At 73.5% G+C, this 14313-nt stretch carries 12 protein-coding genes; 7 read left to right on the top strand and 5 right to left on the bottom strand.

The features are described from left to right. The first annotated feature begins 6 nt into the window (after nucleotides 1-6). Nucleotides 7-717 (top strand): prepilin peptidase, encoded by a 711-nt coding sequence (locus ACIRS1_RS28355; RefSeq protein WP_402844799.1) that lies wholly within the window; start codon nucleotides 7-9, stop codon nucleotides 715-717. A gap of 177 nt (nucleotides 718-894) precedes the next feature. Here ACIRS1_RS28355 and ACIRS1_RS28350 read toward each other — a convergent pair whose 3' ends face one another. Next, complete coding sequence (locus ACIRS1_RS28350; RefSeq protein WP_360210904.1) at nucleotides 895-2502, bottom strand: carbohydrate binding domain-containing protein; 1608 nt, start codon at nucleotides 2500-2502, stop codon at nucleotides 895-897. Nucleotides 2503-2883: 381 nt separating this feature from the next. Between ACIRS1_RS28350 and ACIRS1_RS28345 the strand changes: the two genes are divergently transcribed. The 4 genes from ACIRS1_RS28345 (at nucleotide 2884) to ACIRS1_RS28330 (ending at nucleotide 8462) form a co-directional block, all read left to right on the top strand. Next, nucleotides 2884-3678 (top strand): isoprenyl transferase, encoded by a 795-nt coding sequence (locus ACIRS1_RS28345; protein WP_360210902.1) that lies wholly within the window; start codon nucleotides 2884-2886, stop codon nucleotides 3676-3678. A gap of 263 nt (nucleotides 3679-3941) precedes the next feature. Then, a complete protein-coding gene (locus ACIRS1_RS28340; RefSeq protein ID WP_360210900.1) occupies nucleotides 3942-5276 on the top strand; it encodes a PhoH family protein in 1335 nt (444 codons plus the stop codon). Nucleotides 5277-5727: 451 nt separating this feature from the next. Beyond that, nucleotides 5728-6468: a transglycosylase SLT domain-containing protein gene (locus ACIRS1_RS28335; protein ID WP_402844797.1), complete on the top strand. Its 741-nt coding sequence runs from the start codon at nucleotides 5728-5730 to the stop codon at nucleotides 6466-6468. Between the two features lie 476 nt (nucleotides 6469-6944). Continuing rightward, nucleotides 6945-8462, top strand: a complete 1518-nt coding sequence (locus ACIRS1_RS28330; protein ID WP_402844796.1) for an AI-2E family transporter — start codon at nucleotides 6945-6947, stop codon at nucleotides 8460-8462. Here ACIRS1_RS28330 and ACIRS1_RS28325 read toward each other — a convergent pair. The 3 genes from ACIRS1_RS28325 to ACIRS1_RS28315 form a co-directional block, all read right to left on the bottom strand. After that, nucleotides 8449-8769 (bottom strand): hypothetical protein, encoded by a 321-nt coding sequence (locus tag ACIRS1_RS28325; protein ID WP_360210894.1) that lies wholly within the window; start codon nucleotides 8767-8769, stop codon nucleotides 8449-8451. The genes ACIRS1_RS28330 and ACIRS1_RS28325 overlap by 14 nt on opposite strands. A 219-nt stretch (nucleotides 8770-8988) precedes the next feature. Then, nucleotides 8989-9531 (bottom strand): alkyl hydroperoxide reductase, encoded by a 543-nt coding sequence (locus ACIRS1_RS28320; protein ID WP_360210892.1) that lies wholly within the window; start codon nucleotides 9529-9531, stop codon nucleotides 8989-8991. A 3-nt stretch (nucleotides 9532-9534) separates the two neighbouring features. Then, the gene (locus ACIRS1_RS28315) at nucleotides 9535-10086 is read right to left on the bottom strand and encodes a peroxiredoxin (RefSeq protein WP_030397082.1); all 552 of its coding nucleotides are present in this window, start codon (nucleotides 10084-10086) and stop codon (nucleotides 9535-9537) included. Between the two features lie 190 nt (nucleotides 10087-10276). Between ACIRS1_RS28315 and ACIRS1_RS28310 the strand changes: the two genes are divergently transcribed. Next, a complete protein-coding gene (locus ACIRS1_RS28310; RefSeq protein ID WP_387904476.1) occupies nucleotides 10277-11227 on the top strand; it encodes a LysR substrate-binding domain-containing protein in 951 nt (316 codons plus the stop codon). A gap of 50 nt (nucleotides 11228-11277) precedes the next feature. On the opposite strand, the gene ACIRS1_RS28305 is transcribed toward ACIRS1_RS28310, so the two are convergent. Next, complete coding sequence (locus tag ACIRS1_RS28305; RefSeq protein ID WP_360210888.1) at nucleotides 11278-11904, bottom strand: TetR/AcrR family transcriptional regulator; 627 nt, start codon at nucleotides 11902-11904, stop codon at nucleotides 11278-11280. 154 nt (nucleotides 11905-12058) lie between these two features. On the opposite strand from ACIRS1_RS28305, the gene ACIRS1_RS28300 reads away from it, so the two are divergent. After that, nucleotides 12059-14239 (top strand): MMPL family transporter, encoded by a 2181-nt coding sequence (locus ACIRS1_RS28300; protein ID WP_402844793.1) that lies wholly within the window; start codon nucleotides 12059-12061, stop codon nucleotides 14237-14239. Nucleotides 14240-14313: the final 74 nt, after the last annotated feature.

Below are 14313 nucleotides of genomic sequence, written 5' to 3'. Positions count from 1 at the left end.
CCGGTGATGCTAGCCGCAGCCGGCGCGGTACTGGCCGGTTTTCTGGTGGCTCCGCTGGTGCGCGGCCTGGTCGCCCGGTTCGCCGTTCCCGAAGGTGAACCCTGGTGCGCCGCCTGTCCGTTGTGCGGGCGGGAGGTGCGCCTGCTGCCGCCGGGCGGGCGCTGCCCGGGCTGCCGCGGCCGGCTGGGCGCGGGCCCCTGGTCGGTGGAGCTGGTGGTGGCGGCCGTCGCCGTCGCGGTGGCGCGTGCGGCGGACGGGCCGTCGGCCGCGGCGCTGGGCTGGACGGCGCTGCTGGGCGTGGTGCTGGGGTTCGTCGACGCGCGGGTGCGCCGGCTGCCGTACCCGCTGACCCTGCCGCTGGCCGGCGGGGTGGCGGTGCTGCTGGCGGTGGCGGCGCTGGCGGAGGGGCGCCCCGGGGTGCTGCTGCGCTGCCTGCTGGTGGCCTGCACGGTCGGTGCGCTGCTCGAACTGGCCGTCTGGCTGGGCGCCCTGGGCCCGGGTGACTCCCCGTTGGGGTTCGCCCTGGGCGGGTTGCTCGGCTGGTTCGGGTGGCGTGCGGCGGCCGGCGGACTGCTGGCCGCGGTGGTGCTGGCCGGGCTCTGGGCGAGCCTGCGGGCCGCGGTGGAGCTGGCGCGCCGCCGGCCGGTGCGCGGACTCGACGTCCCGGTGGGGCCGTTCCTGCTGCTCGGCGCGCTGCTGGCGGTGCTGGCCGGGTAGCGACGGACACGGCGGGGCCCGCCGTACCGCGTGGGTACGGCGGGCCCCGCCGCCGGCGCGCGGGCTCCACCCTCGAGGAGCGGCGCGCCGCGGGCCTGTCCCCGGTGCCCCGTCCACCGAGTGCCCCCCCGGTCCGCCCCGGGCGGGACGACGGGGTGGGGCGACAGGCCCCGGGAATTACGGCATCTTGTGGACGAACGGGCCGACCGCGTTGGAGAACGCGTTGCCGTTGTTGGCGTCCCAGTTGGTGGACCAGGTCATCGCGCCGCGGATGGTCGGCCACTTGGCCGGCGGGACGAAGCTTCCGCAGTTGTTGCCGGTGGCCAGGCAGTCCAGCGCGTTGTTCACCACGGTCGGCGAGACGTAGCCGCCGCCGGCCGCCCGGGTGGAGGCGGGGACGCCGATGCCGACCTGGTCGGGCCGCAGGCCGCCCTGGATGTGGGTGCAGACCTGCGAGGTGATGAAGTCGATGGTGCCCTGGTTGTAGACCTTGCCGTCGCAGCCGTTCATGCCGCCCGAGTTGTAGAACTGGGTGTTGACGACGGTGAGGATGTCCTTGGTGTTCAGCGCCAGCTGGAAGTAGGCGCCGGCGGTGCTGTACATCCCGATGGTCTCGGGCGCCATGGTCAGGACGAAGCCGGGGCCGACCTTGGCCTGCAGGGCGTGCAGCGCGTTGCCGAGCGGGCCGGCCTGGACGCCGTTCTCCAGGTCGACGTCGATGCCGTCGAAGCCGTAGTCCTTGATGATCGCGTAGGCGCTGTTGACGAAGTTGTTCCCGGCGGTGGCGTCGCCGACGGTGATCGCCCCGTTCTGGCCGCCGATGGAGAGGATCACCTTCTTGCCGGCCGCCTGCTTGGCCTTGACGTCGGCGCGGAACTGCGCGTCGGTGTAGCCGCCGAGGGCCTTGGACAGGCCCGGGTCCAGGGTGAAGCTGATCGCGCCGGTCTGGGTGGGCACGGCGTCGGCGAAGGAGACCGCGATGATGTCGTAGGCGCTCTGGACGTCGCTCAGGCGCTGCGGGGTCGAGTTGTTGTCGAAGTTCTGCCAGTAGCCGGTGACCGCGTGCGCGGGCAGGCCGGTGACGGGCGGGGTGGTGGCGGTCGCGGTGGCGGTGGGGGTCGGCGTCGCGGTCTGGGTGGGGGTCGCGGTGGCCGTCGGGGTCGGCGTGGCCGTCTTCGTCGGCGTGGCGGTGGCGGTGGCGGTGGCCGTCGGCGACGGGGTGGGGGTGGCGGTCGGGCTCGGCGTGGAGGTGCCGCCCGGGCCGGCCAGTGCGACGTCGTCGGCGAGGTAGGCGCTCTGGCCGTACCAGCCGTGCAGGTAGACGGTGACGCTGGTCGCGCTGGCGCCGGTGGTGAAGGTGGTGGACAGCTGGTTCCAGCTGTTCTGGTTCGACCAGGTCGACGGGTCGGTGCCGCCGGTGCCGCGGGCCCCGAGGTAGACGTACGGGCCCTGGACCCACGCGCTCAGCGTGTAGCTGGTGTTGGGCAGCACGCTGATGGTCTGGGTGCACTCGGCGGTGTCGCCGGCGCCCGGGGTGGCCTGCAGCGCGCCGGTGCCGGAGTGGACCGGGGAGGACACCGTGGTGGCGGCGCCGGCGCAGTTCCAGCCGCCGAGCCCGCCGTCGAAGCCGCCGTTGGTGACCAGGTTGCCGACCGCGGCGTTGGCGCCCCCGGCGAAGAGGGCCAGACCGCCGCCGGCCAGGGCGAGGGCGGTGGCGCCAGCCGCGACGGCCGGGAGGGTGCTGCGCCGGCGCTTGTGCGCGGGCTGGTTCAGCGAACGGGCCATGGGGTGACGCTCCTGGGGGAGGAGCGGCCGCCGCGGTGGGGGGCGCGGCGGCCGCGTGTGGGGGAGGGGAGGTCCGCGATGGGGCTCGGGCGGGACGGGATCCGTGGGGTTCGTTCCGTCCTGGGTCACAAGCTGGACTAGACCATTGCGGGTCGTCAAGCATCGGGCGGTCGGCTTACGGGTCCCTTAAGGATTCGGAGACCGTTCCGTGTCCGCCGACGAACCATCCCCGGCCGAGCCCGGCGCGCCCGCCGGAACAGACTCCGCACAGGACCGTGACCAGACCGCTACCTGCGGCTTTACCGTGCGCCTGCCTGCCGGAGTAGGCTGCGCCGGGGTGGTGACGCACCAGCTGAACGAGTACGGAGGGGTCCGGAAAACATGGGTCTGCGCGATGTCGCCGAACGGACGCCTGGGCTGCGCACCCTGCTGGGCGGGATGTACGGGCTCTACGGCCGCCGGGTCGAGGTCCACCTGGCCCGCACCCCGCACCACATCGGCGTGATCCTCGACGGCAACCGCCGCTGGGCGAAGGCGACCGGCGGCTCCACCGCCTACGGCCACCAGCGCGGCGCCGACAAGATCAGCGAGTTCCTCGGCTGGTGCGACGAGACGCACGTCAAGGTCGTCACGCTGTGGATGCTCTCCACCGACAACCTGGACCGGCCGGCCGACGAGCTCGTGCCGCTGCTCGGGATCATCGAGGACGCCGTCACCGGCCTGGCCTCCGCCCGCCGCTGGAAGGTCCACCCCGTCGGCGCGCTGGACCTGCTCCCGCAGCACACCGCCGACGTGCTCAAGCGCGCCGCCGACGAGACCGCCGACATCGACGGCATCACCGTCAACGTCGCCGTCGGCTACGGCGGCCGGCACGAGATCGCCGACGCCGTCCGCTCGCTGCTCCAGGAGCACGCCGGGCGTGGCACCTCGATCGAGGAGCTGGCGGAGATCCTCGACGTCGAGCACATCGCCGAGCACCTCTACACCCGCAACCAGCCCGACCCCGACCTGATCATCCGCACCTCGGGCGAGCAGCGCCTGTCCGGCTTCCTGCTCTGGCAGAGCGCGCACAGCGAGTTCTACTTCTGCGAGGCGTACTGGCCGGCCTTCCGCAAGGTCGACTTCCTGCGGGCGCTGCGCGCCTACGAGCAGCGGAACCGCCGCCTCGGCCTGTAGCGGCCCGACCAGGGGATCCGGCCTCCGGGGCCCGCGGCCGGGCTCCCCGGGGCGGGTCGGCGCGAAGTGACCGCCGTAGGGCTGGCCTACCCGCGCGCGGCGCGAGGCCAAACGTTCACCGGCAATGATCCGTCAGTTCGCCGGGGACGCGAATGCACCGCCCCTCGCCTGGGAATACTCCACTCAGTCCGGTCCCGAGGCCACCGGGGCAGCGGGGGCCGGCATGCCGCGGATGACGCAGGGTCATCCGCTCTGGAGGCCTAGTGGTCAGTTCCAAGAGCCGCCGGACACCAGACCGGCGCACGTACGTTCTCGACACCAGCGTGCTCCTCGCGGACCCGCTCGCCATGACCCGCTTCGACGAGCACGAGGTCGTCCTGCCGGTGGTCGTCGTCACCGAGCTGGAGGCCAAGCGGCACCATCCGGAGCTGGGCTACTTCGCCCGCCAGGCGCTGCGGCTGCTCGACGACTACCGCATCCGCCACGGCCGGCTCGACGAGCCGATCCCGGTCGGAGAGCTCGGCGGCACCATCAGGGTCGAGCTCAACCACTCCGACCTGTCGATACTGCCGGCCGGCTACCGGTCCGGCGGGGGCGAGGCGGACACCCGGATCCTCGCGGTCGCCCGCAACCTGCAGGCCGAGGGGTACGACGTCACCGTCGTCTCCAAGGACCTGCCGCTGCGGATCAAGGCCAGCTCGGTGGGCCTGCTCGCCGAGGAGTACCGGGCCGAGCTCGCGATCACCTCCGGCTGGACGGGCATGTCCGAGCTGCACGTCCAGGCCGATCAGGTGGACGCGCTGTTCGCGGCCGGCCACGACGCCGCGGTGGACGTCGAGGGGGCCGCCGAACTCCCGGTCCACACCGGGCTGGTGCTCACCTCGGAACGCGGCCGGGCGCTCGGCCGGGTGACGGGCGACGGCAGGGTCCGGTTGGTGCGCGGCGAGCGGGAGGCCTTCGGGCTGCGCGGGCGCAGCGCCGAGCAGCGGGTGGCCTTGGACCTGCTGCTCGACCCGGACGTCGGGATCGTCTCGATGGGCGGACGGGCCGGCACCGGCAAGTCCGCCCTGGCGCTGTGCGCCGGTCTGGAGGCGGTGCTGGAGCGGGGGCAGCACCGCAAGGTGATGGTCTTCCGGCCGCTGTACGCGGTCGGGGGGCAGGAGCTCGGCTACCTGCCGGGTTCCGAGACGGAGAAGATGAGCCCCTGGGCGCAGGCGGTCTTCGACACCCTCTCCGCCGTCACCACCCCGGACGTGATCGAGGAGGTCATCTCCCGGGGGATGCTGGAGGTGCTGCCGCTGACCCACATCCGGGGGCGCTCGCTGCACGACGCCTTCGTGATCGTGGACGAGGCCCAGTCGCTGGAGCGCAACGTCCTGCTGACGGTGCTGTCCCGGATCGGCCAGGGGTCGCGGGTGGTGCTCACCCACGACGTGGCACAGCGGGACAACCTCCGGGTCGGCCGCTACGACGGCGTGGTCGCGGTGGTGGAGAAGCTGAAGGGGCATCCACTCTTCGCGCACATCACGCTCACGCGGTCGGAGCGTTCGCCGATCGCGGCGCTGGTCACGGAGATGCTGGAGGACATCAGCCCGTGATTCCGCCCTGATCGGGGCATAGTAGGACAATAAGGTCAACTCGTGGCGTGGGGCCCGCTCCTGACGGAGCGGGCCCCCGTCCCTTTCATCACATCGAGTGCTTTCTGTCCGGAGAACTCCCGTGCGGTGAATGTGACATGCGCCACGCGGGCGGGAATTGCGTCGACAGTGCCGGGTACGGCATGGTGAGGGTTCTGTCAGGCCCCGCGTACGGTGCGGCAGGACTTCCGGACCCCGGAAGTCAGGCCCCGGATGGTCCACCAACTCCGGTCGGTGGACAGACAATTGAACACCGATGAGCCGTACGCCGCCCGATTCCAACGCCCGGTCGCCTCACCTCGGCCGGACGCCGGGCCAGCACCTCCCGTGACCAGAGCACCTGCGGAGGTCAGTGCCAAGGGGCATGTTGCGCCCGCACGGTCACGCGTGGGCGATGCTGGAAGGAATCCATGTGACTCGGATCTCGGTCCGGGGAGTCGCTGTGGCCTCCGCCACCGCCGTCACCGCAGTCGGTGCCGTCGTGGGTGTGGCCTCGGGCAGCGAGGGCAAGACGACGCAGACGGTCGACGTCGCCGGCGCGACCCTGCTTGCCGAAGTCCCCTCTGGCGCCCAGGCGCAGACCATCAGTGACAACATCGGCCAGCAGGCCTCCGCCCAGCAGGCCTCGGCCGACGCTGCGGCCAAGGCCGCTGCCGAGCAGAAGGCCGCCGAGGAGGCCGCGCGCCAGAAGGCCGCCGCGGACGCCCAGGCGAAGGCCGACGCCCAGGCCAAGGCCGACGCGGACAAGGCGGCCAAGGCGGCCGACGACAAGCGCAAGGCCGACGAGGCCGCCGCGAACCGCTCCAAGGCCCGGTCGGCGATGGCCGCCGTCGACAGCAGCACCCCGCCCGTCTCGGTGAGCCCCGGCTCCGTCCAGGACACCGCGCGGCAGATCGTCGGCGACGACACCCAGTTCCAGTGCTTCAGCCAGATCGTGAAGCGCGAGAGCGGCTGGGACTACACCGCGACCAACAAGAGCTCCGGTGCGTACGGTCTGGTCCAGGCGCTGCCCGGCACCAAGATGGCCTCCGCCGGTGCCGACTGGCGCACCAACCCCGCCACCCAGATCAAGTGGGGTCTGAGCTACATGAACAGCCGCTACGGCAGCCCCTGCGGCGCCTGGTCGTTCTGGCAGGCCCACAACTGGTACTAGGAGCACCGCCGCCACGGCGTGCACTCCCGACGGCCCCCGGCCGTCCGTCCCGCAGGACGGATGGCCGGGGGCCGTCGCGTCGTGCGGCCGTCGGGCCCTCGGGGCGGAGTCGGGCCGCGCCGCCCGGGCTGCGCTGACCAGTGCGCCCACGGGCGGTGCGGGCCCGGGTGCGGACGCGGGGCGCGGGAAGGGGTCCTGGTTGCTTCCCGCACCGGCCGGTCCGCCGACGGTTGGCTCGCGGGGGGCGACTCCGTGTTCCCCGGGGTCTCGCCCGACTCCTCCCCCGCGCTGCGCATCCGAAACCATCTGAAACCTGGTCTTTTGTCCAGGTTTGCCGGTGAGATTGTTCGGGCCGAACCCACCGGCGGCCGGACTCCCCGGGCCACCGCCGGGTAGCGTCATCCCTGACGGCCGTGGCGGGACCCACGGCGTTCCGCCGGCGGCGGCGGTTCGGCAGGGGAGCGGCGGTAACGGGGATGGCACGGGGCGGAAAGGCCTTCAAGGCCGTGGCCAAGGGCATGGCCGTGGTGGCGAGCGCGGCCGCCGTCATCGAACGGCGCCGGCGCGCCGCGATGGCGGCCGACCCGCACGAGCTCGCCGTCCCCGAACTGGCGGGCGCGCCCGAGCCCGTTCCGGCCCCCCGGATCGAACCCGCCCGGCCCGCGGACCTGCCGCCGGCCCCGGCCCAGGCCCCCGCGTCGGCCGGAGCCGCGCCCACCGCGGCCCCCGTCGCACCCGTGCCGGTCGCGCACGCCGGGCTCGGGCGGGAGTACCACCCCGGCCGGCCCGCCACCCCCGCCGAGGCGGTGCCGTGGAGCCTTCGGGTGGCCGCCGAGTCGACCTGGCGGCTGCTGCTGCTCGGCGCCGCGCTCTACGCCGTCTTCTACATCGTCGACATGCTGCGGCTGGTCGCCTTCGCGGTGCTGGCCTCCCTGCTGATCTCCGCGCTGCTGGAGCCCTCGGTCTCCTGGCTGCGCCGGCGCGGGGTGCCGCGCTCGCTGGCGGCGGGCGGGGTGTTCCTCAGCGGCCTGGCCGGCATCGGCCTGGTCGGCTGGTTCGTGGTCTGGCAGGTGACGACGAACCTGTCCAAGGTGACCACCCAGGTCAAGGACGGCGTCAACCAGCTGCGCGACTGGATGATCACCGGGCCGCTGCACCTGACCCAGCAGCAGATCACCGACTTCGCGAACCAGATCACCAAGGCCATCACCACCAACACCGACCAGCTGACCTCGGCCTCGATCACCGGTGCCCAGATCGCCGTCGAGGTGCTGACGGCGGTGCTGATGACCTTCTTCACCACCTTCTTCTTCCTCTACGACGGCGGCCGGATCTGGAACTGGGCGCTGCGCGGCCTGCCCAGGCACTCCCGGTTCGCGATGGCCGGGGCCGGGCCCAAGGCCTGGGCGACGCTCACCGCGTACGTCCGCGGCACCGTCTGCGTGGCCTTCATCGACGCGGTCTGCATCGGCGTCGGGATCGACCTGCTCGGGGTGCCGCTGGCGATGCCGCTGGCCGTGATCATCTTCCTGGGTGCCTTCGTCCCGCTGGTCGGCGCCCTGGTCACCGGGACGGTGGCGGTGCTGATCGCCCTGGTCACCCAGGGGCCGTGGACGGCGCTGATGGTGCTGGTCGTGCTGGTCGCGGTGATGCAGATCGAGAGCCACATCCTCCAGCCGCTGATCCTCGGCCGCGCGGTGCGGGTGCACCCGCTGGGCGTGGTGCTCGGCGTCGCGGCGGGCGGCATCATCGGCGGCATCGGCGGAGCGGTGGTCGCCGTCCCGCTGATCGCCGTCACCAACACCGTGGTCACCCACCTGCGCCGCCGCAACGAGGCGGGGCAGGAGGTCTTCACCGCGCTGGAGGCCGCCCGGGAGGCGGCCGGCCGCAGCGCCGCGGCGAACGCGTCGGGTCCGAACGCCTCCGGCGCGGACTCCGCGGCCGGGCACCCGCCCACCGCGCACCCGGAGGCGGCGCCGGTCACCAGCCCCTGAGGACCGGGACGAAGGGCACCGCGAGGACGCCCAGCAGCGCGGCCTCGCCGACCAGGGCCACCCGCACCGCGCGGGCCCGGGTGCGGGCGGGGGTGAACGCGGTGAGGGCCCAGCCGAGGAGGGCCCCGCCCAGCGGGCCGGCGACGGGGGCGAGCAGCCCGAGGGCGACGACCGGGCCGTGGCCGAAGTCGGTCCAGATGAACGCGATCGGCAGCCACATCCCGATCGCGACCGCGACCAGGCCCCACGAGATCCAGGCGAAGGTCGGCCAGGCCGAGCCGGGCGGCAGTTCCCTCAGGTCGGACACGGTGCTGTTCTCCCCCCGGAGTCGATCTTCCGTTGCCTACACGCCGGTTCCGGCCGCCCCGGTTCCGGTCGGCCGGCTCCGGTCCGGGACCGCTCGGGCCGCGGCCGGGGGCGGTCCGGGTGCGGTCCGGACCGGGCCCGGGAACCGTCCGGGAACGCCGACGGGCCCCTTCCGGACACGGTGTCCGGAAGGGGCCCGTCGGGCCGGGTGCACGATCCGTCAGGCGTCGACGGTGGCGAGGGCGGCCTCGGCGTCGAGGACGCCGGCCACGGCCTGCAGCACGGCGGCGATCTTCATCGAGGCCTGGACGACCTCGCGCTCGACGCCGGCCTTGCGCAGCACGGCCTCGTGCGAGTCGAGGCACTGGCCGCAGCCGTTGATGGCCGAGACCGCGAAGCACCAGAGCTCGAAGTCGACCTTCTCGACGCCCGGGGTGCCGATGATGTTCATCCGCAGACCGGCCCGCATCGTGCTGTACTCCTTGTCGGAGAGCAGGTGCAGGGTCCGGTAGTAGACGTTGTTCATCCCCATGATCGCGGCCGCGCCCTTGGCGGCGGTGTACGCCTCCGGGGAGAGGTTGGCCTTGGCCTCGGGCTCCAGCTCGCGCAGCAGGCCGGCGCTACGGGTGGCCATCGCGCAGGACAGCACGGTGCCCCAGAGCTGCTGGGCGGGGAGGTCGGAGTTGCCGATGACCGAGCCCAGGTTGAGCTTGAGGTCCTTGGCATAGTCCGGGAGGGCGGCCTTGAGGTCGTCGAGGGCCATGGGTCAGCCCGCCAGCAGGGCCTGGGCGTCGAGGGTGTCCTCGCCCTTGGTCCAGTTGCACGGGCACAGCTCGTCGGTCTGGAGGGCGTCGAGCACCCGCAGGACCTCCTTGGGGTTACGGCCGACCGAGCCGGCGGTCACCATGACGAACTGGATCTCGTTGTTCGGGTCGACGATGAACACCGCGCGCTGGGCGGTGCCGTCGGCGGCCTCGACGCCGCAGGCGCGCATCAGGTCGTGCTTGACGTCGGCCAGCATCGGGAAGGGCAGGTCGCGCAGGTCCTTGTGGTCCTTGCGCCAGGCGTGGTGCACGAACTCGGAGTCGCCGGAGACGCCGAGGATCTGGGCGTCGCGGTCGGCGAACTCGTCGTTCAGCTTGCCGAACGCGGCGATCTCGGTCGGGCAGACGAAGGTGAAGTCCATCGGCCAGAAGAAGACGATCTTCCACTTGCCCTCGTAGGACTTGTGGTTGATCTCGGCGAAGGCGTTCGCGGCGTCCAGGTCGACGCAGGCGTTGAGTTCGAACTCGGGGAACTTGTCACCGATCGTGAGCACGTTCGCTTCTCCTGAAGTGAGATGAGGGGCGTTTGTCCGGATTCCGGACACGTCCTACGTTTCCACATCGTGGACTGATCGGGGAAATAGCTAGACTGGATGTGTCTGATCGGAGATGGCTATCAGTACCGAACCTCCCACGTCCAAGCCCCGCAGTCGCCGTCCCGCCGCCGCGAGACCCGAGCGGTCTGTGGCGAGCGCCACAACCCGCAGCCCCCGGACGCCGACCGTCGCCCAGCTCAGGGCCTTCGTCGCGGTCGCCGAGCACCGGCACTTCCGGGAGGCCGCGGCGGCCACCGGGACGAGCCAGCCGGCCCTGTCCGGCGCGGTCGCCGCGCTCGAGGAGGCGCTGGGCGCGCAGCTCGTCGAGCGTACGACGCGCAAGGTGATCGTCACCCCACTGGGGGAGCGGGTGCATGCGCACGCACGTCGGGTGCTGGCCTCGTTGCAGGCCCTCACCGAGGAGGTCGAGGCCGCCCGCCGGCCCTTCACCGGCCCCCTGCACCTCGGCGTCATCCCGACCGTCGCGCCCTACCTGCTGCCCACGGTACTGCGGCTGGTCCGCGACCGCTTCCCGGAGCTGGAGCTGCACGTCCACGAGGAGCGCACCCCCTCGCTGCTGGAGGGGCTGGCCGCCGGACGCCTCGACGTCCTGCTGCTCGCGCTCCCGGCCGGCGGCGCCTCGCCGACCCGGGACATCCCGCTGTTCGACGAGGACTTCGTGCTGGTCACCCCGCCCGGGCACCCGCTCGCCGGGCGGATCGACGTCCCGCGCGACGTCCTGCTCGACCTGGACGTGCTGCTGCTGGAGGAGGGTCACTGCCTGCGTGACCAGGCCCTCGACATCTGCCGGGAGGTCGGCGCCGACCCGTCCGGCTCCACCACCCGTGCGGCGGGGCTGTCCACCCTCGTCCAGCTGGTGGCCGGCGGGCTCGGCGTGACCCTGCTGCCCGCCACCGCGCTGGACGTCGAGGCGGGCCGCACCGACCGGCTGGCCGCCGTCCGCTTCGCCGCGCCGGCGCCCGGCCGCCGGATCGGCCTGGCCACCCGGCCGGGCTCGGCGCGCAGTGCCGAGTACGAGCGCTTCGGTGCCGCGCTGCGCGAGGTGCTGGCCGACCTCCCGGTCCGGATCGCCTCCTGACGCTGCGCCCGGCGCCCGGGCTGTCGACGCGCGGCCGGCGCCGGGCGGGTCTAGCGGATCGCGGCCGGGGCGCCCAGGCAGAGCCCGACGGTGGTGGCCACCAGCAGGTCGAGGGCGCGCAGGGTGTCCTGGTCGGGCTGCTCGCCGGGGGCGCGCAGGGCCAGGTAGCGGTCGGTCAGGCCGTCGAAGCCGGTGAGGAAGTGGACGGCGATCTCCCGGGCGGGCATCGCCAGGTCGAGGCCGTGGGCCTCGGCGAGCGCGGTGAGCATCTCCGCCGCGGTGCCCTCGATCCCGTGCTGGAGCGCCCGCATGATCTCCTGCAGGTCCGGGTCGCGCATCGCCAGTGCGGCGAACTCGCTCAGCAGCACGCAGCGCCCGTCCTCGCCGGTCGAGCTCTCCCAGAGTGCGTGGACCAGCGTCCCGACCTGCTCGCCGAAGGTGCCGTCGCCCGGGTAGGCGGCGCGGACGTGGCCGATGAACTCCGCGGTCAGCTGCTCGACCACGGCCCGGTAGAGGTCCTTCTTGGTGCCGAAGGTGTAGTGCACCGTGGCCTGGGCCACGCCCAGCTCGGCCGCGATCGCCCGGGTGCTGCCGGCGGCGACGCCCTCCCGGGTCATCAGGTCGAGGGCGGCCTGGACCAGTTGCGGGCGGCGTTCGGAGGCGGGGACGTGAGCCATCCAGCCAGGGTAGCGCCATGGTCGGTCAACCGCGTCGAATGATTCTGTCGATCGATCCTGTCGGTCAACTTGGTCACCCGACAAACTTGCGCGTACGGTGGGACGCGACCGTCCAGGCGCCCGCCTGCCCGACGACCTGACCGAGGGGTCACCCATGGCCACGTACCTGTACCGACTGGGCCGCCACTGCTTCCGGCGGAGACGGGCCGTGCTGGCCGTCTGGATCGCCGTGCTGATCGCGATCGGCGGGGCCGCGGGAGCGTTCGCCGGGAAGACCAGCGACGAGTTCAAGGTGCCGGGCACCGAGGCGCAGACCACCCTGGACCGGATCAAGGACACCTTCCCGGAGCAGGGCCACGGCTCCGCCCAGGTGGTCTTCGCCGCCCCCGCCCCCGGCGGCGCCACCGCACCCGGGGCCGGCCGGGCCGTCAGCGAGGCGGTCGGCCGGATCGCCGCCGTCCCGGGCGTCGCCGCCGTGCCCGACCCGTACGCCACCGGCGCCGTCTCGCCGGACGGCCGGGTCGTGATCGCCCTGGTCTCCTTCGACCACAAGCTCGCCGACGTCACCGACCAGCAGCGCGAGGCCGTCCGGGCCGCCGCCGGACCGGCCCGCTCGGCCGGGCTGGACGTCGCCTTCGGCGGCGACGCCTACAACCGGATGGCCCAGGTCGACGGCGGCGAGGCGGTCGGCCTGGCCGTCGCCGGGGTCGTCCTGGTGGTCACCCTCGGCTCGCTGGTCGCCGCCGGTCTGCCGCTGCTGACCGCGCTGGTCGGGGTCGGCGTCGCGATGGCCGGGATCATGGCGCTGTCCGGCTCCTTCGAGATCATCACCACCGCCCCGGTACTGGCCCTGATGGTCGGCCTCGCCGTCGGCATCGACTACGCGCTGTTCATCCTCTCCCGCCACCGCCGCCACCTCGACGAGGGGCTGGAGCCCGAGGAGGCCGCCGCCCGGGCCACCGCCACCGCGGGCAGCGCGGTCGTCTTCGCCGGCCTGACCGTGGTCGTCGCGCTCGCCGGACTCGCCGTCGCCGGCGTCCCGTTCCTCACCGTGATGGGCCTGGCCGCCTCCGGCGCCGTCGTGGTGGCCGTCCTGGTCGCGATCACCCTGCTGCCCGCGCTGCTCGGCTTCGCCGGCCGCGCCATCGACCGGCTCCCGGTGTGGCGGCGGGCGCCGCGCACCGGCGGCCGCACCACCCTGGGCGAGCGCTGGGCCCGCTTCGTGGTCCGTCGCCCGCTGGCCGTGCTGCTCGTCGGCCTGGCGGGCCTGGGCGCCCTCGCGGTGCCCGCCGCGAGCCTCAGCCTGGGACTGCCGGGCGGTGGCTCGATGGCGGCCGGTACCGACGCGCGCAAGGCCTACGACCTGGTCGGCGGCAGTTTCGGGCCGGGCTTCAACGCCCCGCTGGTGGTCGTGGTGGACGCCCACGGCACCCCGCAGCCGCAGCAGGCGGTCCAGGGCGTCGCGGCGAAGCTGCAGACCCTCCCGGGCGTCCAGACGCTGCTGCCCCCGTCCGCGGACGGCACCGGCCGCACCGCGCTGCTGACCGTCATCCCGCGGACCGGCCCGGACCACGCCGACACCAGGGCCCTGGTCAACGAGATCCGCGACCAGCGCGCTCCGCTGCGGGCCGCGACCGGCGCGGACATCGCCGTCACCGGCACGACCGCCGCCAACATCGACGTCTCCACCAAGCTCGGCCAGGCGCTGCCGCCGTTCCTCGCGGTGATCGTCGGGATCGCGGTGGTGCTGCTGGCCCTGGCGTTCCGCTCGGTGCTCGTCCCGCTGAAGGCGGTGGCCGGCTTCCTGCTCAGCGTCACGGCCTCGCTCGGCGCGGTCGTCGCGGTCTACCAGTGGGGCTGGCTGGACGGCCTGATCGACGTGCCGAAGGTCGGGCCGGTGGTGAGCTTCGTGCCGATCCTGCTGATCGGCGTGCTGTTCGGGCTGGCGATGGACTACGAGCTGTTCCTGGTCTCCGGGATGAAGGAGCAGTACGTCCACGGCAAGGCGCCGCGCGAGGCCGTGGTGGCCGGGGTGCGGGGCGGCGCCCGGGTGGTCACGGCCGCCGCGCTGATCATGGTGTCGGTGTTCGGCTCGTTCGTCTTCGGCCACGACCCGATCGTCCAGCCGATCGGCTTCGCCCTCGCGGTGGGCGTGCTGGTGGACGCGTTCGTGGTGCGGATGGCGCTGGTGCCGGCCGCGATGGCGCTGTTCGGCCGGGCCGCCTGGTGGTTCCCGAAGCGGCTGGAGCGGGTCGTGCCGCGGGTCGACATGGAGGGTGAGCAGCTGGTCGCGCAGCTGGAGCGGCGGCCCGCGGAGGAGCCGGTCCGGGTCTGAGCGGGCGCCGGGTCCGGGCGTCAGCGCCGCCGTCGGAGGCCGGGCGGGTGCGGCACTGTCGGAGGCCGGGCGGG

It is taken from the genome of Kitasatospora sp. NPDC101176 (genome assembly GCF_044768035.1).
Classification (GTDB): Bacteria; Actinomycetota; Actinomycetes; order Streptomycetales; family Streptomycetaceae; genus Kitasatospora.
This window is presented reverse-complemented; position numbering and strand designations above follow the sequence as displayed.